Genomic DNA, 17934 nt, shown 5'->3' with positions numbered 1-17934 from the left:
ACTGCGTCGGCGGTAAAACTGCACGCAGCACTGAATTCGACATTACACAGAGGTTAAGCAAATGATGGTTTATCCAGTCAAACACAGTCCGCTATTGCGTCAGCCTGAGCATTTTATCGCCAGAGATGAACTAAAAGCCCTGGTGCAAAAGGTGACGCATAACCTGGTCAATATTAAAGATGAGACAGGCGAATTTTTATTGCGACTGGACGATGGACGCGTGATCGATACTAAAGGCTGGGCCGGATGGGAGTGGACGCACGGCGTGGGCCTGTACGGAATGTATCACTATTACCAACAGACCGGCGACCAGACGATGCGTAAGATCATTGATGACTGGTTTGCCGATCGTTTTGCGGAAGGCGCGACGACGAAAAACGTTAATACGATGGCGCCATTTTTAACGCTGGCGTATCGCTATGAAGAGACGCGTAATCCAGCGTATTTACCGTGGCTGGAAACGTGGGCCGAATGGGCGATGAATGAAATGCCCCGTACCGATCACGGCGGAATGCAGCACATCACGCTGGCGGAGGAAAATCATCAGCAGATGTGGGACGACACGCTAATGATGACGGTGCTGCCGCTGGCGAAAATCGGTAAACTGTTGAACCGGCCGGAATATGTGGAAGAGGCAACCTATCAGTTCCTGCTGCACGTGCAGAATTTGATGGATAAAGAGACGGGGCTGTGGTTCCACGGCTGGAGCTATGACGGTCATCATAACTTCGCTAACGCTCGCTGGGCGCGCGGCAACAGTTGGCTGACCATTGTGATCCCGGATTTTCTTGAACTGCTGGACTTGCCGGAAAATAATGCCGTGCGCCGTTACCTGGTCCAGGTACTGAATGCGCAGATCGCCGCGCTGGCGAAATGTCAGGATGAAAGTGGTTTGTGGCATACGCTGCTTGACGATCCGCACTCTTATCTTGAGGCGTCGGCGACGGCGGGTTTTGCCTACGGTATTCTTAAAGCGGTGCGCAAACGCTATGTCGGGCGGCACTATGCACAGGTGGCGGAAAAAGCCATTCGGGGGATAGTGAAACATATCTCGCCGGAAGGCGAACTGCTGCAAACGTCATTTGGCACTGGCATGGGCCACGATCTCGATTTTTACCGTCATATTCCGTTGACCTCTATGCCTTACGGGCAGGCGATGGCAATGCTGTGTTTGACGGAATATCTGCGTAACTATTTCTGATGTATGCAGATATTCCGGCCGTATCCTTGTCTGATGGCGCTTTGCTTATTTGACTATGGCGCCTGACCCGACTGTGTGGTATCAGCCTGTGGATCAAACAGGTGGTCAAGGATTTTTCGCATGATGGGCGCGGCGGTAACGCCGTCGCTTCCGCCGTTTTCCAGAATCAAGGCAATAGCGACCTTAGGGTTTTTATACGGTGCAAAAGCGGTATAAAACACATGATCGCGCAGGCGAATGGGGATCATTTTCGCGTTGTAGGTCTGATTTTCTTTCAGGCTAAACACCTGCGACGTGCCGCTTTTGGCCGCAATGCCGTAGGGCGCTGTGTGAAAGAACTTATAGCCCGTTCCGTTGGGTGCATTCGCCATGCCATACATCGCCTGACGCACCAGTCCCCAGTATGGCGACGCCGGATCGGCTATCTGTGCCGGTGTTCCTGAAGGGCGATACGGAACCACCGTTTTGCCGCTCTCTTCATTGAGTAACAGGTGAGGGGCAATCACCTTACCGTTGTTGATGAGCGCCACCATCGCTTTTACCATCTGGATGGGGGTGGCAATCCAGTAACCCTGGCCGATGCCGACAGAAATGGTATCGCCCTGATACCAGGCTTTTTTATGGACCCGCTGTTTCCATGCGCGGCTGGGAAGCAGCCCGTCATACTCTTCATTAAGGTCGATGCCCGTCGGTTTGCCATAGCCGAACTGAGACAACATCGTGTCGATACGGTCAATACCCATCATATAAGCGACCTGATAGAAAAAGGTATCCGCAGATTCCTCAATCGCTTTAGTGACATCCAGCATACCGTGTCCGGTTTTTTTCCAGTCCCGGTAATGCCGCTGCGTGCCGGGAAGCGTCCAGGTTGGCGCGCCAAAGAAGGTGGTTTGCGGCGTAATAATCCCGCATAACAGCGCGGACATTGCCATATAGGGTTTAACCGTTGACGCCGGAGGATAAAGCCCTTGCGTCACGCGGTTGATCAGCGGCAGATTTTTATCGTGCAGCAGTTTGCCGTAATCCTGATAGCTAATGCCTTTTACAAAGGGGTTCGGGTCGTAGCTGGGCATAGATACCATCGCCAGCACTGAACCATCGTGCGGATCTTCAACCAGTACGGCAGCACGCTGCCCGGCCAGCAAACTTTCAATGTACTCTTGTAAATGGAGATCCAGCGTCAGGTGAATGTTCTTACCCGCGATGGGAGGAACGTCTTTCAGCAGGCGGACAATACGCCCGTGATTATCCACCTCGACCTCCTGATAACCGGTTTTGCCATGAAGATCGTTTTCGTAGTAACGCTCAATCCCCTGTTTACCGATGTTATGGTCCGCCGCGTAATTCTCTGCCAGCCCTTTTTTATCCAGCGCTTTAAGGTCGTTATCGTTTATCTTTGACACGTAACCGAGAACATGCGCCAGCTCCGCGCCGTAAGGATACTGCCGATCCTGATAGCTATTGATCGTGACGCCGTTGAAATGAAACTGATTGACCGCAAAGCGTGCGATTTCAACATCCGTTAGCGCGTTTTTGAGCACCACCGGACGATAGCGGCTACTGGATTTTAGCGCGCGGCGAAAGTCGGCGATATCATCGGGGGAGAGATCAACAATAGGGGTGAGCTGTTTTAGCAGCGCATCCATATCGGCAATTTTATAGGGCGTAACCGCGATATCATACCAGGTTACGTTACGCACCAGCGGAATGCCGTTGCGATCGTAAATGATGCCGCGCGTGGGCGCGACGGGTAGCATCTTGATATCGTTCTCATTCGAACGGGTGGTGTAGTAGTGGTGCTGACGGATTTGCAAGTTATAGAGGTTGAAGATCAGGATACCAAAGCAGACAACCACTACACCAAACGCCACAATCACACGTCTCAGGAAGAGTTTCTCTTCCGCATCAAAGTCTTTAAAAGTCATTACCTGTACCTGAACAATCCGCCGCCTAATGATACGGGGCGGTCAGCGCCAGCACAGGTAAAAGATGTTCCATCTCTCTATAGAAATGTGTCATTCCTTGTGATTTGTTACAGATATACCGCTGTGGCAATAAAAAGGCCTGAGTCCGTTATCCGGAGTCAGGCCTGATGATGTTAACGACGGCGCGTTTACATGCGTTCTACGGTTTCGATACCCAACGTATCCAGACCCAGTTTCAGCGTCTTCGCCGTCAGTTGCGCCAGTTTTAGGCGGCTATTGCGAACCGCGTCATTCTCGGCGCTGAGAATAGGGCAGTGCTCGTAGAAGCCGGAGAACAGCCCGGCGACGTCATACAGATACGCGCACATGACGTGCGGCGTACCTTCACGCGCGACCACCGTCAGGGTTTCTTCAAACTGCAGCAGACGGGCAGCGAGTTGCGCTTCGCGATCTTCGCTAATGATAACCGGCGCGCTCGCCAGCGCCTGCTCGTCGATGTCCGCTTTACGGAAAACAGACAGCACACGCGTATAGGCATACTGCATATAAGGAGCGGTATTGCCTTCGAAAGCCAACATATTATCCCAGTCGAAGATATAGTCAGTGGTGCGGTTTTTTGACAGATCGGCGTATTTCACCGCGCCAATACCGACGGCGTTAGCCAGTTTTTCCAGCTCGTCAGCCGACATATCCGGGTTCTTCTCCGCCACCAGACGACGCGCGCGCTCCAGCGCCTCATCCAGCAGGTCCGCCAGTTTCACCGTACCGCCCGCGCGAGTTTTAAACGGTTTACCGTCTTTACCCAACATCATGCCGAACATGTGGTGTTCCAGCGGAACGGAATCCGGCACATAACCGGCTTTACGCACAATGGTCCAGGCCTGCATCAGGTGCTGGTGCTGACGGGAGTCAATGTAGTAGAGCACGCGGTCGGCGTGCAGCGTTTCGTAACGGTATTTGGCGCAGGCGATATCGGTAGTGGTATACAGATAACCGCCATCTTTCTTCTGAATAATGACGCCCATCGGGTCGCCTTCCTTGTTTTTAAACTCATCAAGGAAAACCACCGTTGCGCCTTCGCTTTCAACCGCCAGGCCTTTGGCTTTCAGATCGGCGACGATGCCCGGCAGCATCGGATTATACAGACTTTCGCCCATCACATCGTCACGCGTCAGAGTGACGTTCAGACGATCATAGGTGATCTGGTTTTGCGTCATCGTGATATCAACCAGCTTACGCCACATCTCACGGAAATAGGTATCACCGCTCTGCAATTTGACGACGTAGTTACGCGCGCGCTCGGCAAACGCTTCATCTTCGTCATAATGCTTTTTCGCATCGCGGTAGAATCCTTCGAGATCCGCCAGCGCCATGTCGCCCGCGTTTTCCTGCTGCTGTTTTTCCAGCCAGGCGATAAGCATACCGAACTGGGTGCCCCAGTCGCCGACGTGGTTAGCGCGAATAACATGATGGCCCAGAAACTCCAGCGTGCGCACTGCCGCATCGCCGATAATCGTGGAGCGTAGATGACCGACGTGCATCTCTTTCGCGACGTTGGGCGCGGAGTAGTCGACGACAATCGTCTGACGAGTCGGCTGAGAAACGCCCAGACGATCGGAGGTCAGCGCCTGTTGCACCTGTTCAGAGAGAAAAGCCGGTTCGAGGAAAATATTGATAAAGCCAGGGCCGGCGATTTCAACCTTGCTGGCGATGCCGCTGAGATCCAGATGAGTCAGCACCTGCTCTGCAAGTTGTCGGGGGGCCATACCCAGTTTTTTCGCAACTGCCATCATGCCGTTGGCCTGATAGTCGCCGAACTGAACTTTGGCTGACTGACGAACCTGGGGCTCGCAATCTGCAGGCGCGCCTGCAGCAATCATGGCCTGACTAACTTTTTCTGAGAGAAGAGCCTGAATATTCACCGGAATACCTTACGTTTATGAAGCGGACTGTATTGCCCGCGCCAGTTTAAGAATTAGGGCGGGAGTATACTGCAAATGCCCGTTGGCGTCAGCATTGCGCGCGCGGCGCGTCGCCTGAAATATACGCAACAATAATCTGCATAAGCATTCAATAAACGCCCAATCAAATCAAAGGTTGGTTGCCGGGGCGCAACAGCGTAAATTAGCGGTTTTCACAGCAAGAAGAGCGTCCTGATATGGCGAACTGGCAACACATTGATGAACTGCATGATATTTCCGTAGATTTACCGCGATTCACTCTGGCGTTCAGAGAACTTTCCACTCGCCTTGGTCTGCAGATTAGCGCCCTTGAGGCCGATCACATTTCATTGCGCTGTCACCAGAATACGACGGCGGAGCGTTGGCGTCGCGGTTTTGAACAATGCGGTGAGCTACTGTCGGAAAATATCATCAACGGCAGGCCGATTTGTCTGTTTAAACTGCATGAACCGGTATGTGTGGAACACTGGCGGTTTTCTGTTATCGAATTACCGTGGCCGGGAGAAAAACGCTATCCACACGAGGGGTGGGAGCATATTGAAATCATGCTGCCCGGCGAGCCGGAGACCTTGAACGCGAGGGCGCTGGCGTTGTTGTCGGATGAGGGGCTTAGTCAGCCGGGGATAGTGGTTAAAACCAGTTCGCCACAGGGCGAGCATGAACGTTTGCCAAACCCTACGCTGGCCGTGACCGATGGCCGCATCACGGTAAAATTTCATCCATGGTCGATTGAAGCGATTGTCGCCAGCGAACAGGCGGCCCATTAACCTGCTGAGCGGAGTGAATATGGCGTTACTTGAGATCTGTTGTTACAGCATGGAATGCGCGCTCACCGCGCAGCGAAACGGCGCGGATCGTATCGAACTGTGCGCCGCGCCGAAAGAAGGCGGGCTTACGCCTTCGCTGGGCGTCTTACGCAGCGTGCGCGAGCATATTACGATTCCCGTACATCCGATTATTCGTCCTCGCGGCGGGGATTTTTACTACACTGACGGCGAATTTGCCGCCATGCTGGAAGATATTCGCCTCGTCAGAGAGTTGGGTTTTCCCGGGCTGGTGACTGGCGTGTTGACCGTTGATGGGGATGTCGATATGTCGCGAATGGAAAAAATAATGGCGGCGGCCGGACCGCTGGCGGTGACATTCCACCGCGCCTTCGATATGTGTGCTAATCCCTTCAATGCGCTAAAGAATCTGGCTGACGCAGGCGTAGCAAGAGTACTGACTTCCGGACAAAAAGCCGATGCGGCGCAAGGTTTATCAATAATTATGGAACTTATTGCCCAAGGGGATGCTCCAACCATTATGGCTGGTGCGGGGGTTCGTGCAAATAACCTGCAGAATTTCCTCGATGCCGGAGTACGGGAAGTACACAGTTCCGCCGGAGTCTTACTGCCTTCGCCGATGCGCTATCGCAATCAGGGGTTATCGATGTCTGCCGATATACAGGCGGACGAGTATTCTCGCTATAGGGTAGAGGGTGCGGCGGTCGCTGAAATGAAAGGAATCATTGTTCGCCATCAGGCCAAATGATTTTTACCGTTGCATCATGTCGCCCAATATGATGCTTGCTCGTACCAGGCCCCTGCCAATTCAACAGGGGCCTTTTTTTCTCCTTCATATTTCAAGCCGCAGCAGCGTTGGCCGCCTCGCGCACCCCGGTCACGTAGCTACCTACGTTCCCGGGGATTTGCTGCGTTGCCGCCTTGCTGCAACTTGAACTATTTTGGAGAAACGGTGCTATACGTAACGGTCATTCGGCAATCCATCACGGTTTACGCGCAATCAGCACCGCGCGCTGCGGGGCGGGGTAGCCTTCCACCGTCTTGCTGCGATCGTTCGGGTCAAGAAAATCGGCCAGCGACTCGGTAACCATCCATTCGGTACGGCGCTGCTCTTCGGTGGTGGTGACGCAAACGTCAGCGATACGCACATCAATAAAGCCGCATTTTTCCAGCCATTTTTTTAATGCCGGCGCGGAAGGAATAAAATAGACGTTACGCATCTGCGCGTAGCGGTCACCCGGCACCAGTACGGTATTTTCGTCGCCGTCGACGACCAGCGTTTCCAGTACCAGTTCACCCTCGTTGACCAACTGATCTTTTAACTGCCACAGATGCTCCAGCGGCGAGCGACGGTGATAAAGCACCCCCATCGAGAAGACTGTATCAAATGCTTTCAGCGCCGGGAGTTGTTCAATGCCCAACGGCAGCAGATGCGCGCGCTGATCGTTACCCAACAGTTTACGCACCGCCTCAAACTGGCAGAGGAAAAGCTGTGTAGGATCGATGCCGACCGCCAGATGTGCGCCCGCGCCAATCATCCGCCACAGGTGATAGCCGCTGCCGCAGCCGACATCAAGGATCGTCCGGCCGGTTAAATCTGACAGATGCGGCAGTACGCGATCCCACTTCCAGTCGGAGCGCCATTCGGTATCAATATCTACGCCATAAAGCGAGAACGGGCCTTTACGCCACGGCATCAGATTACGCAGCAATGTATCAATACGCTTTAGCTGACCTTCGCTGAGCGGCGTTTCGCTTTCAGCCGTGACGCTGTGCAGTAAATCCAGCCGCCAGGGCGTCATTTCCGGTAAAAATTCTACCGCGTTCGACCACTGTTTAAACAAGCCATGCTGCTGCTCGCGTTGCCAGGCGGCAATCTGCGCGGGCAATGTTTCCAGCCAGTGGGAGAGATGATTTTTAGCAATGAGCTGATAAAAGTTACCAAACTCGATCATGCGGCAACTCCGGCTTTTAACGCGACAAGCGACCCGAAGTTAAAGCACTGGAACCACAGTTCACTATGTTCGAAACCCGCCTTACGCAGGCGCGCTTTATGTGTTTCCACCGAGTCGGTGAGCATCACGTTTTCCAGCATACTGCGCTTCTGGCTGATCTCCAGTTCGCTGTACCCATTCGCGCGTTTAAAATCGTGGTGCATGTTGAATAACAGCTCGCCCACTTTCGCGTCTTCAAAGCTAAATTTTTCCGACAGTACCAGCGCGCCGCCGGGATTCAACCCCAGGTAAATCTTATCCAGCAATGCCTGGCGTTCGGCAGGTTCAAGGAATTGCAGGGTAAAATTCAGCACCACCATCGAGGCGTTTTCAATAGTGATATCGCGGATATCGCCTTCAACGACTTCAACCGGCGTAGGCGCTTTATACGCATCAATATGGCGGCGGCAGCGTTCAATCATGGCCGGGGAGTTATCGACGGCGATAATGCGACAATGCTCATGGCGGATATTACGCCGAACAGACAGCGTCGCGGCGCCCAGCGAGCAGCCCAGATCGTAGACCTGCGTGTTCGGCTGCACAAAGCGTTCAGCTAACATGCCGATCATGGAGATGATGTTGGAGTAGCCTGGTACCGAACGCTGAATCATGTCGGGGAAAACTTCGGCTACTCGTTCATCAAAAGTCCAGTCGCCGAGACGGGCGATAGGCGCAGAAAAAAGCGTGTCGCGGTGAGACATAACGTATACATCCGGGAAAAATAAAGGCGCATATTGTGCGCTAATACAGGGAGAAAACCAACTCCCAGGGCATATACCACAGGTTTGCCAGCACCATCAGCAACAATGCGCACCAGGTAGCGCTCATCCCCGCCCGCCGCCAGCGGAACAGGCGGTGGTGAAAACCGTAATAATGCATCAGCCGACCGGCGATTAAAATGATGCCGCAGATATGCACCATCCACGTTTCGGCGCCGTTCATTTCCATAAACAGCAGCAGCACCAGCGCGACAGGAATATATTCCACCGCGTTGCCATGAATACGGATGGCGCTTTGTAATTCGCTAAAACCGCCGTCGCCATAGGCGACACGGTACTGCATTCGCAAGCGAACGACATTAAAAGAGAACTTCATTAATAATAACGCACCCAAAACGGCATACAGCGCGCTTACCATACAAACTCCCTTTTAAAATGGCTGATGGCACTGTCTATGATAGGGGGCATTTTCAGAAAAGAGAAGATTGCTGTGGAATGGACGGAGCAGTGCCGATTTCCGGTAAGACGCTGCGTAAATCATGCCAAAGTGTATTCACCAGTTCCGGCGCCTGCGCGATATCCGGAGTATGTAAAAACAGAAAAGGCGTGGTGGTCTGCCGCCACTGCGGGAGTTTCTGCAACCAGGCGGCGAAAAACTCACGGTTTTGCGCCATATTATCGCTACCGATAAAACGCACCATCGGATGGCTAGCCGTCACGACAGCATGTACCGGAACTTTGGGTTTTTTTCGCTGCGCGTCGCGGACGGCCTCGCTGTGGGGATGGGCGGCATGTACCGGACGACTATCCAGGATCACGCGGTTTACGCCGCGCGCGTGTAACCCGCGATTGAGCCGCTGTTCATCCTCACCTTTGTCAAAAAAACACGGATGACGAACTTCTACGCCATAGGTAAACGTGGCGGGGAGCGCATCAAGAAACTGCCATAAGGCGGGGAGATCGCGCGGTCCAAAGGCGGCGGGCAACTGCAGCCAGTATTGGCCAATACGCGTTTCCAGCGGCGCCAGGCGGGTAAAAAACGCCTGTACCAGATCGTCGCAATGGCGCAGCGCGGCCTGGTGAGAAATGGTCGCGGGAAATTTAAAGCAAAAACGGAAATCGTCCGTAGTTTGCGCATACCAGCGATCGACAATTTCCGCTTTCGGCAGCGCGTAAAGCGTGGTGTTGCCCTCCACGCAGTTAAAGTGGCGGGCATACTCTTCCAGACTGGTGATGCCGAGCCGCGCCCATTTCGGGTGCGACCATTGCGGCAAGCCAATGTAGATCATAAGGCGTTTAAAATATCCTCTACGCTGCGTACCCGGCCAATGCGCGGGAAAATATGCGTCATACTGCTCTGATGCTGCTCACTGCTGGCGGCGCTACAGGCATCTTCGGCAATAATAAGGTTAAATCCCAACTCCCAGGCGTTACGCGCTGTGGATTCGACGCCGATATTGGTTGAGATCCCGCACAATATGATGGTGTCGATACCCCGGCGGCGAAGCTGTAATTCCAGATCGGTGCCGTAAAACGCGCCCCACTGGCGTTTAGTCACTTCCAGATCGCTGTCCTTTATTACCCAATGCCGTAGGCCAGGTCCACCAGTTTTCCGGCAACGCGTGCGCAGGCGTTGCGGCATCCACGGGTTGTTTTAACGCTTCGGCATAATCATCAGACCATCCGACGCGTACCATAACCACGGGCGAGCCGTTGGCACGACACTTTTCCGCCAGCCGCGCGGCGCGGGCGACCACCTCATTTGCCGTATACGGGCCGCCGGCAAACGGAAGAATTCCTTCCTGTAAATCAATAACCACCAGGGAGGTTGTGGTCGCGTTGAGTTTCAGCATGATAATCACTCTCCTAAAAATAGCGTATTTCACTACACCTTAAGCGCGATTAAAGAGGAAAGCGGTGACAAATATTGTTAATTTTTGTGAGCATACGCAATACCCGCGTGAAAAACCCGGGTACAGTCAGTATGAACCAAGTGTCGATACCGCATGAAACGGGCAAGTTATCGCTCCCATGCTGGATTGACTCTTATCGTGCGGCAGAATTTCCAGTATAATAGCCGCCTTTTTTCATCCAGTTGTGACATACAGCTAAAGCTGCGACTTCGTCGCCTGCATGGCAGGCAACAATCCGCCTGCGGCTAAGTTAAGGGATATCTCATGCGTACAGAATATTGCGGACAGCTACGTCTGTCCCACGTGGGGCAGCAGGTGACTCTGTGTGGTTGGGTCAACCGTCGTCGTGATCTTGGCAGCCTGATCTTTATCGATATGCGCGACCGCGAAGGTATTGTGCAGGTGTTCTTCGATCCGGATCGTGCGGACGCGTTAAAGCTGGCCTCTGAACTGCGTAATGAGTTCTGCATTCAAGTTACGGGCACCGTGCGTGCGCGTGACGCGAAAAACGTCAATGCGGATATGGCGACCGGCGAAATTGAAGTGCTGGCGTCCTCTCTCACTATCATCAACCGCGCAGACTCACTGCCGCTTGACGCTAACCACGTTAATACCGAAGAGGCGCGTCTCAAGTACCGCTATCTGGATTTGCGTCGTCCGGAAATGGCGCAGCGCCTGAAAACTCGCGCCAAAATTACCAGCCTGGTGCGTCGTTTTATGGACGATCACGGTTTCCTTGATATTGAAACGCCGATGCTGACCAAAGCCACGCCGGAAGGCGCGCGCGACTATCTGGTGCCTTCGCGCGTGCACAAAGGTAAATTCTACGCGCTGCCGCAGTCGCCGCAGCTGTTCAAACAGCTCCTGATGATGTCCGGTTTCGACCGTTACTATCAGATAGTCAAATGCTTCCGTGATGAAGACTTACGTGCTGACCGTCAGCCGGAGTTTACTCAGATCGACGTCGAGACCTCCTTCATGACCGCGCCACAGGTGCGCGAAGTGATGGAAGCGCTGGTGCGCCATTTATGGCTGGAAGTGAAAGGCGTGGATCTGGGGGATTTCCCGGTCATGACGTTTGCCGAAGCGGAACGTCGTTACGGTTCCGACAAACCAGACCTGCGTAACCCGATGGAACTGGTAGATGTCGCTGACCTGCTGAAATCGGTAGAGTTCGCGGTCTTCGCGGGCCCGGCTAACGATCCGAAAGGCCGCGTGGCAGCGCTGCGTGTGCCTGGCGGGGCGCAGCTTAGCCGTAAGCAGATCGACGATTACGGTAACTTTGTTAAGATCTACGGCGCGAAAGGCCTGGCGTATATCAAAGTTAACGAGCGCGCGAAAGGTCTGGACGGGATTAACAGTCCGGTGGCCAAGTTCCTGACCGCCGACATCGTCGACGCTATCCTTGAACGTACCGGCGCGCAGGACGGCGACATGATCTTCTTCGGCGCAGATAACAAAAAAGTGGTTGCCGATGCGCTGGGCGCGCTGCGTCTGAAACTGGGCAAAGACCTGAGCCTGACCGACGAAGACAAATGGGCGCCGCTGTGGGTGATTGACTTCCCGATGTTTGAAGACGACGGCGAAGGCGGTCTGACCGCGATGCACCATCCGTTCACCGCCCCGCGTGACATGACGGCGTCTGAACTGAAAACTGCGCCGGAAGAAGCCGTCGCTAACGCTTACGATATGGTGATTAACGGCTATGAAGTGGGCGGCGGTTCGGTGCGTATTCACAACGGTGAAATGCAGCAAACCGTATTTGGTATTCTCGGTATCAATGAGCAGGAGCAGCGCGAGAAGTTCGGCTTCCTGTTGGATGCGTTGAAATACGGTACGCCGCCGCATGCGGGCCTGGCGTTTGGTCTGGACCGTCTGACCATGCTGTTGACCGGCACCGACAATATTCGTGATGTTATCGCCTTCCCGAAAACGACCGCCGCCGCGTGTCTGATGACCGAAGCGCCGAGTTTCGCCAACCAGGCAGCGTTGACGGAGTTGGGGATTCAGGTTGTGAAGAAAGCCGAGAATAACTGATATGAACAATGTACACGACATCATTCGCGTGATATCGCGGCGGCCCGCAAGGGCGAGTCTCATCAATGCACGGCGTCACTCAACAGCCAACAACGAGGTCGCGTGAAGGATAAAGTGTACAAGCGCCCCGTTTCGGTCCTGGTGGTTATTTTCGCGCAGGATACGAAACGGGTGCTAATGTTGCAGCGACGCGACGACCCGGATTTTTGGCAGTCAGTGACTGGCAGCATAGAAGAAGGGGAGACCGCGTTGCAGGCCGCCGTGCGTGAAGTCAAAGAGGAGGTCACGATTGATGTTGCGGCAGAGCAACTGACCTTAATCGACTGCCAACGTACGGTGGAGTTTGAAATTTTTTCACATTTACGTCATCGCTATGCGCCGGGCGTTATGCACAATACAGAATTCTGGTTCTGCCTTGCGTTACCGCATGAGCGGCAGGTGATATTCACTGAACATCTGACGTACCAGTGGCTTGATGCGCCTGACGCGGCGGCGCTTACCAAGTCCTGGAGTAACCGGCAAGCGATTGAAGAGTTTGTCATTAACGTCGCCTGAAAAGGCGCGCTTTTTTTGAGGAAATATTTATGGCAGGTCATAGTAAATGGGCCAACACCAGACATCGTAAAGCTGCGCAGGATGCCAAGCGCGGTAAAATCTTCACTAAAATTATTCGTGAACTGGTAACGGCAGCTAAATTGGGCGGCGGCGATCCGGATGCCAACCCGCGTCTGCGCGCGGCCGTAGATAAAGCGCTGGCCAACAACATGACCCGCGACACTCTGAACCGTGCCATCGCTCGCGGTGTGGGTGGTGATGAAGACTCGAACATGGAAACCATCATCTATGAAGGTTATGGTCCTGGCGGCACGGCCATTATGATTGAGTGTCTGAGTGACAACCGTAACCGTACCGTAGCGGAAGTGCGTCATGCTTTCAGCAAGTGCGGCGGTAATCTGGGTACCGATGGCTCAGTGGCGTACCTGTTCAGTAAGAAAGGGGTCATCTCCTTTGAGAAAGGCGATGAAGACACCATCATGGAAGCCGCTCTGGAAGCTGGCGCGGAAGATGTTGTGACCTATGATGATGGCGCGATTGATGTTTACACTGCCTGGGAAGAGATGGGCAAAGTGCGTGACGCGCTGGAAGCGGCGGGTCTGAAAGCGGACAGCGCCGAAGTGTCCATGATCCCGTCAACCAAAGCGGATATGGATGCGGAAACCGCGCCGAAACTGCTACGTCTGATCGATATGCTGGAAGACTGTGACGATGTCCAGGAAGTCTACCATAACGGTGAGATCTCTGATGAGGTGGCGGCGACCCTGTAATGGTGCTGTTAAACGCCGGCGGGCAGGGGGGATAGCGTGTCGATTATTCTCGGTATTGACCCCGGCTCGCGCATTACCGGTTATGGCGTTATCCGCCAGGTAGGCAGACAACTGACCTATCTGGGCAGCGGATGTATTCGCACCAAAGTCGATGATTTGCCGTCTCGTTTGAAGCTCATATACGCAGGCGTGACGGAAATCATCACGCAGTTCCAGCCGGACTATTTTGCTATCGAACAGGTGTTTATGGAGAAGAACGCCGATTCAGCCCTCAAGCTGGGACAGGCGCGCGGCGTCGCGATTGTCGCCGCGGTCAATCAGGAACTGCCCGTGTTTGAATACGCGGCGCGTCAGGTGAAGCAAACCGTCGTCGGTATTGGTAGCGCGGAAAAAAGCCAGGTACAGCATATGGTGCGCACGTTGCTCAAACTGCCCGCTAACCCGCAGGCAGACGCCGCAGATGCGCTGGCTATCGCCATTACGCATTGCCATGTTAGCCAGAACGCGATGCAAATGAGCGAGAGCCGACTCAATCTGGCGCGGGGAAGGTTGCGCTAAATCATTCTCCCTCAGCCTCGCGTTGAGGGGTTTCAATTCCACAGGCGCTAATTAATTCTAAATTGGGATGATGCCACAGGCTGGCGGGCGTCACCGTCTTACGATCCCACGGGATTGAACCTAAAAACCAGAATTTCCAGAAGGTGAGTTTCGCATCAGGATTGCTGTGAAGTAATTCTTCGAATGTCTCAATATCGCCTACCGGAATACACAATGCTTCTTTATAGATATCAAACACAAATTTCGAGCAGAACTGGCGCGATGACTCGTATTTAAACCCCGTGTGATAAAACTTATTCAGCCGGGCGGGAACCTGCTCCATGATGGCGAGTTTCTGCTCGACCGTCAGGCCGCCGCGCAGACGGCGAACGGCGTAACGTTGTCCGGCTGAACGTTGTATAAACAGTGACAGCGTGGTGACGGTTGAGAGGGGGACGCGACTTTCCGCCACCAGATAGTCATCACCATTATGACCAATAATAATCCCAACATGGTTGCTCCAGCACTGTGAAGCGGTGGATATCTGGCCGAAAAGCGCGGCACCTATACAGGTAAAGACGATATCCCCGGTTTCATATTGGACAGAATAATGTTTTTTCATCTCTGCATTCCATTATTTGAAATAAATTCCTTTTATTTATTCTACAGGGTAGTTAGCATTATACCAGATAAATGACAAGCCTTAGTGTCATCGAAATATGTATGGTGAATATTTCATTTATTGGAATTAATGTCGCAAATATATTTGGGGGGGATTAAGGTGGTAAATTTCTCATCATCTGATCTCTCACATTGACAGGGAGTATGACGTGGTTGATGATAAACCAATGAGAATAGGTTGGGTATTTTATTTTTCTTATATTTTTGTTGCTATTATCTTTCATCTGTTTATTAGTTTTTGTTATTGTTTGAGTATTGATATGGCAGAGGCTAATACTGTTGTTTTTTTATTAAAGCCAGGGACGATTTCATTATTATTTTTGCTTCTCCCTGCCAGGCGGTTCAGGACCAGACTGTTGGCAACATTGAGTTCAGTTTTCATTACCTTAGTATTTAACCAGTGGCATTTGGTTGCCGGGAATAAAGAACTGGTTTTGTGCCTGCAGGCAGCGTGCTTTATGGCTTTCCTGGCTATGACATCGGTAAAAAAATCCGGGTGGATGATTAGCGCATCATTATTTTTGGTTTGTGCGGCCGGAACGATTCGCCAGTGCTGGCTGGAACAGCTGTTTAACGCTGCCGATATATATATTGTTGATGATGGGCGGAGCAGTGGCGCCAGCGGCCACTGCTTCCAGTATATTGCAGCAAAAGGCCGTGGGTTAGCAGCAAAACGACAGGCACTTTTTAGTAGCGAAGAGTATGTGAATATTTATTATAGTTATTCAGAAGGGATGCCAGCCGTGAATTTCGATGGCATGAAAAATGAGTTTGTACAATATTTATTGTGTCATGGCGAATTAAAATCTGTTGCGCGCGACGATAAAACAACATGCGATTAAATTCAGCGCTAGTGGTTAATATTATTAAATCTATTCTCGGGTCTGTTTTTTTGGAGGCCCGATGTTCCGCTGTTGGCATTCGTACTGGATACATTATTAGTGTTATCAGGATACTCATTATTGAAGACTACCGAACGTGCGCCACGGCATGTTGGCAAAAAGTTGTTCGCGTAGGACGCAAAAAGTTGTCAATGAGTGTACGACTTATTTTGTACGCAGCGGGGAGCGTACCCGTCGTTAACCATCGCGGGTTGTCGGAGTAGAGAAATATCGGGATACGTGTTTTTCATCTGGATAAACATCCAGTCTTTTTTTATGATAGTGCATTATCTTTTCAGCCCTTTACGCAGGAGCGTCATGTGATAGGCAGACTCAGAGGCATTATTCTCGAAAAACAACCCCCGATCGTGCTGCTGGAGACAGGGGGAGTAGGCTATGAAGTACATATGCCTATGACCTGCTTTTACGAGCTGCCGGAGGCCGGGCAGGAGGCAATCGTCTTCACCCACTTCGTGGTGCGTGAAGATGCGCAGTTGCTGTACGGATTTAACAATAAGCAAGAGCGCACGCTATTTAAAGAGCTAATTAAAACGAATGGCGTCGGGCCTAAGCTGGCGCTGGCGATCCTCTCCGGCATGTCGGCGCAACAGTTCGTCAATGCGGTTGAGCGCGAAGAGCTGGGTGCGCTGGTGAAGCTGCCGGGTATCGGCAAGAAAACCGCCGAAAGGCTGATTGTCGAAATGAAAGACCGCTTTAAAGGGCTACATGGCGATCTCTTTACGCCAGCGGTCGATCTGGTATTGACGTCGCCGGCCAGCCCAACCTCGGAAGATGCAGAACAAGAAGCAGTTGCTGCGCTGGTGGCGCTGGGTTATAAACCGCAAGAAGCCAGTCGGATGGTAAGCAAGATCGCCCGTCCGGATGCAAGCAGTGAAACACTGATTCGCGACGCGTTACGCGCCGCGTTATGAGGTAAAGGATGATAGAAGCAGATCGCCTGATTTCAGCAGGCGCCACGATCGCAGAAGACGTCGCCGATCGCGCCATTCGCCCGAAGTTATTGGCGGAATATGTCGGCCAACCGCAGGTGCGCTCCCAGATGGAGATCTTTATTCAGGCGGCAAAACGGCGTGGCGACGCATTAGATCACTTGCTGATTTTCGGCCCGCCAGGGTTAGGTAAGACGACTCTGGCGAATATCGTTGCCAATGAAATGGGCGTCAATCTCCGAACCACGTCCGGCCCGGTGCTGGAAAAAGCAGGCGATCTGGCGGCTATGCTCACCAATCTTGAACCGCATGATGTGCTGTTTATTGATGAGATTCACCGGCTTTCACCGGTGGTGGAAGAGGTACTCTATCCGGCGATGGAAGATTACCAGTTGGATATTATGATTGGCGAAGGGCCTGCCGCACGTTCAATTAAGATCGATCTGCCGCCGTTTACGCTCATTGGCGCGACGACGCGCGCCGGGTCGTTAACGTCCCCGCTACGTGACCGTTTTGGTATTGTGCAGCGCCTGGAGTTTTACCAGGTGCCCGATCTGCAGCACATCGTCGGGCGCAGCGCAAGGCACATGGGGCTTGAGATGAGCGATGACGGCGCGCTGGAAGTGGCGCGTCGGGCGCGCGGTACGCCGCGTATAGCCAACCGTCTGCTCAGACGTGTGCGTGATTTCGCCGAGGTGAAGCATGACGGGGCTATTTCAGCGGAAATTGCCGCGCAGGCGCTGGATATGCTGAACGTCGATGCGGAAGGGTTTGATTATATGGATCGCAAGCTACTGCTGGCGGTTATTGATAAATTCTTCGGTGGTCCGGTGGGACTGGATAACCTGGCGGCGGCGATTGGCGAAGAGCGTGAAACCATTGAGGATGTGCTGGAGCCGTATCTGATTCAGCAAGGCTTTTTGCAGCGCACGCCGCGTGGGCGTATGGCAACGGTGCGCGCCTGGAACCATTTCGGGATCACGCCGCCAGAGATGCCTTAGCGCCTGAAGTCGCTGCGCTCATCA

Annotated in this window: 17 protein-coding genes and 1 pseudogene; 10 read left to right on the top strand and 8 right to left on the bottom strand. The window is 53.1% G+C overall.

Annotation, left to right across the window (positions count from 1 at the left end; translation table 11 throughout):
* Positions 1-61: 61 nt before the first annotated feature.
* A complete protein-coding gene (locus ACQ29O_RS12995) occupies positions 62-1201 on the top strand; it encodes a glycoside hydrolase family 88/105 protein (protein WP_000989909.1) in 1140 nt (379 codons plus the stop codon).
* 53 nt (positions 1202-1254) lie between these two features.
* Here the strand turns inward: ACQ29O_RS12995 and mrdA are convergent, their stop codons facing one another.
* Both mrdA and argS read right to left on the bottom strand, forming a co-directional pair.
* Positions 1255-3126: a penicillin-binding protein 2 gene (mrdA, locus tag ACQ29O_RS12990; RefSeq protein WP_000142868.1), complete on the bottom strand. Its 1872-nt coding sequence runs from the start codon at positions 3124-3126 to the stop codon at positions 1255-1257.
* A gap of 188 nt (positions 3127-3314) precedes the next feature.
* Positions 3315-5048, bottom strand: a complete 1734-nt coding sequence (gene argS / locus ACQ29O_RS12985; protein ID WP_001025372.1) for an arginine--tRNA ligase — start codon at positions 5046-5048, stop codon at positions 3315-3317.
* A gap of 236 nt (positions 5049-5284) precedes the next feature.
* On the opposite strand from argS, the gene ACQ29O_RS12980 reads away from it, so the two are divergent.
* Both ACQ29O_RS12980 and cutC read left to right on the top strand, forming a co-directional pair.
* Entirely contained in the window at positions 5285-5854 is a 570-nt protein-coding gene (locus ACQ29O_RS12980; RefSeq protein WP_000024800.1) for a VOC family protein, read from the top strand.
* Positions 5855-5873: 19 nt separating this feature from the next.
* The gene (gene cutC, locus ACQ29O_RS12975; RefSeq protein WP_001185780.1) at positions 5874-6620 is read left to right on the top strand and encodes a copper homeostasis protein CutC; all 747 of its coding nucleotides are present in this window, start codon (positions 5874-5876) and stop codon (positions 6618-6620) included.
* A gap of 235 nt (positions 6621-6855) precedes the next feature.
* Here the strand turns inward: cutC and cmoB are convergent, their stop codons facing one another.
* The 5 genes and pseudogenes from cmoB to ACQ29O_RS12950 form a co-directional block, all read right to left on the bottom strand.
* Positions 6856-7827, bottom strand: a complete 972-nt coding sequence (cmoB, locus tag ACQ29O_RS12970; protein WP_000569035.1) for a tRNA 5-methoxyuridine(34)/uridine 5-oxyacetic acid(34) synthase CmoB — start codon at positions 7825-7827, stop codon at positions 6856-6858.
* Positions 7824-8567 carry a carboxy-S-adenosyl-L-methionine synthase CmoA gene (cmoA, locus tag ACQ29O_RS12965; RefSeq protein WP_000019607.1) on the bottom strand — a complete coding sequence of 248 codons (744 nt, stop codon included), beginning with the start codon at positions 8565-8567 and terminating at the stop codon, positions 7824-7826. Before cmoA ends, cmoB begins: the two co-directional genes overlap by 4 nt.
* Before the next feature lie 40 nt (positions 8568-8607).
* Positions 8608-9003: an MAPEG family protein gene (locus ACQ29O_RS12960; protein ID WP_000252975.1), complete on the bottom strand. Its 396-nt coding sequence runs from the start codon at positions 9001-9003 to the stop codon at positions 8608-8610.
* Between the two features lie 52 nt (positions 9004-9055).
* Positions 9056-9874, bottom strand: a complete 819-nt coding sequence (locus ACQ29O_RS12955; protein WP_000639226.1) for a DUF72 domain-containing protein — start codon at positions 9872-9874, stop codon at positions 9056-9058.
* Positions 9871-10438: pseudogene (locus tag ACQ29O_RS12950) on the bottom strand (hydrolase). Before ACQ29O_RS12950 ends, ACQ29O_RS12955 begins: the two are co-directional and overlap by 4 nt.
* Positions 10439-10762: 324 nt before the next feature.
* On the opposite strand from ACQ29O_RS12950, the gene aspS reads away from it, so the two are divergent.
* The 4 genes from aspS (at position 10763) to ruvC (ending at position 14418) form a co-directional block, all read left to right on the top strand.
* The gene (aspS, locus tag ACQ29O_RS12945; protein WP_001258629.1) at positions 10763-12535 is read left to right on the top strand and encodes an aspartate--tRNA ligase; all 1773 of its coding nucleotides are present in this window, start codon (positions 10763-10765) and stop codon (positions 12533-12535) included.
* Between the two features lie 102 nt (positions 12536-12637).
* Positions 12638-13090, top strand: a complete 453-nt coding sequence (gene nudB / locus ACQ29O_RS12940; protein ID WP_000653693.1) for a dihydroneopterin triphosphate diphosphatase — start codon at positions 12638-12640, stop codon at positions 13088-13090.
* Between the two features lie 29 nt (positions 13091-13119).
* Positions 13120-13860 carry a YebC/PmpR family DNA-binding transcriptional regulator gene (locus ACQ29O_RS12935; protein WP_000907242.1) on the top strand — a complete coding sequence of 247 codons (741 nt, stop codon included), beginning with the start codon at positions 13120-13122 and terminating at the stop codon, positions 13858-13860.
* Positions 13861-13896: 36 nt separating this feature from the next.
* Positions 13897-14418: a crossover junction endodeoxyribonuclease RuvC gene (ruvC, locus tag ACQ29O_RS12930; RefSeq protein WP_000022512.1), complete on the top strand. Its 522-nt coding sequence runs from the start codon at positions 13897-13899 to the stop codon at positions 14416-14418.
* 1 nt (position 14419) lies between these two features.
* Here ruvC and ACQ29O_RS12925 read toward each other — a convergent pair whose 3' ends face one another.
* Positions 14420-15019, bottom strand: a complete 600-nt coding sequence (locus tag ACQ29O_RS12925; protein ID WP_000716754.1) for a YebB family permuted papain-like enzyme — start codon at positions 15017-15019, stop codon at positions 14420-14422.
* Between the two features lie 208 nt (positions 15020-15227).
* On the opposite strand from ACQ29O_RS12925, the gene ACQ29O_RS12920 reads away from it, so the two are divergent.
* The 3 genes from ACQ29O_RS12920 to ruvB all read left to right on the top strand — a co-directional run bounded on the left by ACQ29O_RS12920 (position 15228) and on the right by ruvB (position 17910).
* Positions 15228-15920 carry a hypothetical protein gene (locus ACQ29O_RS12920; protein ID WP_001680382.1) on the top strand — a complete coding sequence of 231 codons (693 nt, stop codon included), beginning with the start codon at positions 15228-15230 and terminating at the stop codon, positions 15918-15920.
* Positions 15921-16279: 359 nt separating this feature from the next.
* Complete coding sequence (gene ruvA / locus ACQ29O_RS12915) at positions 16280-16891, top strand: Holliday junction branch migration protein RuvA (protein ID WP_000580335.1); 612 nt, start codon at positions 16280-16282, stop codon at positions 16889-16891.
* A gap of 8 nt (positions 16892-16899) precedes the next feature.
* A complete protein-coding gene (gene ruvB, locus ACQ29O_RS12910; RefSeq protein ID WP_000568508.1) occupies positions 16900-17910 on the top strand; it encodes a Holliday junction branch migration DNA helicase RuvB in 1011 nt (336 codons plus the stop codon).
* Positions 17911-17934 lie beyond the last annotated feature (24 nt).

It is taken from the genome of Salmonella sp. GDC200615 (assembly GCF_050574145.1).
In the GTDB taxonomy this organism is placed as follows: domain Bacteria; phylum Pseudomonadota; class Gammaproteobacteria; order Enterobacterales; family Enterobacteriaceae; genus Salmonella; species Salmonella enterica.
Note: the sequence above shows the minus strand (reverse complement) of the source record. Positions and strands in the feature narration are given on the sequence as shown.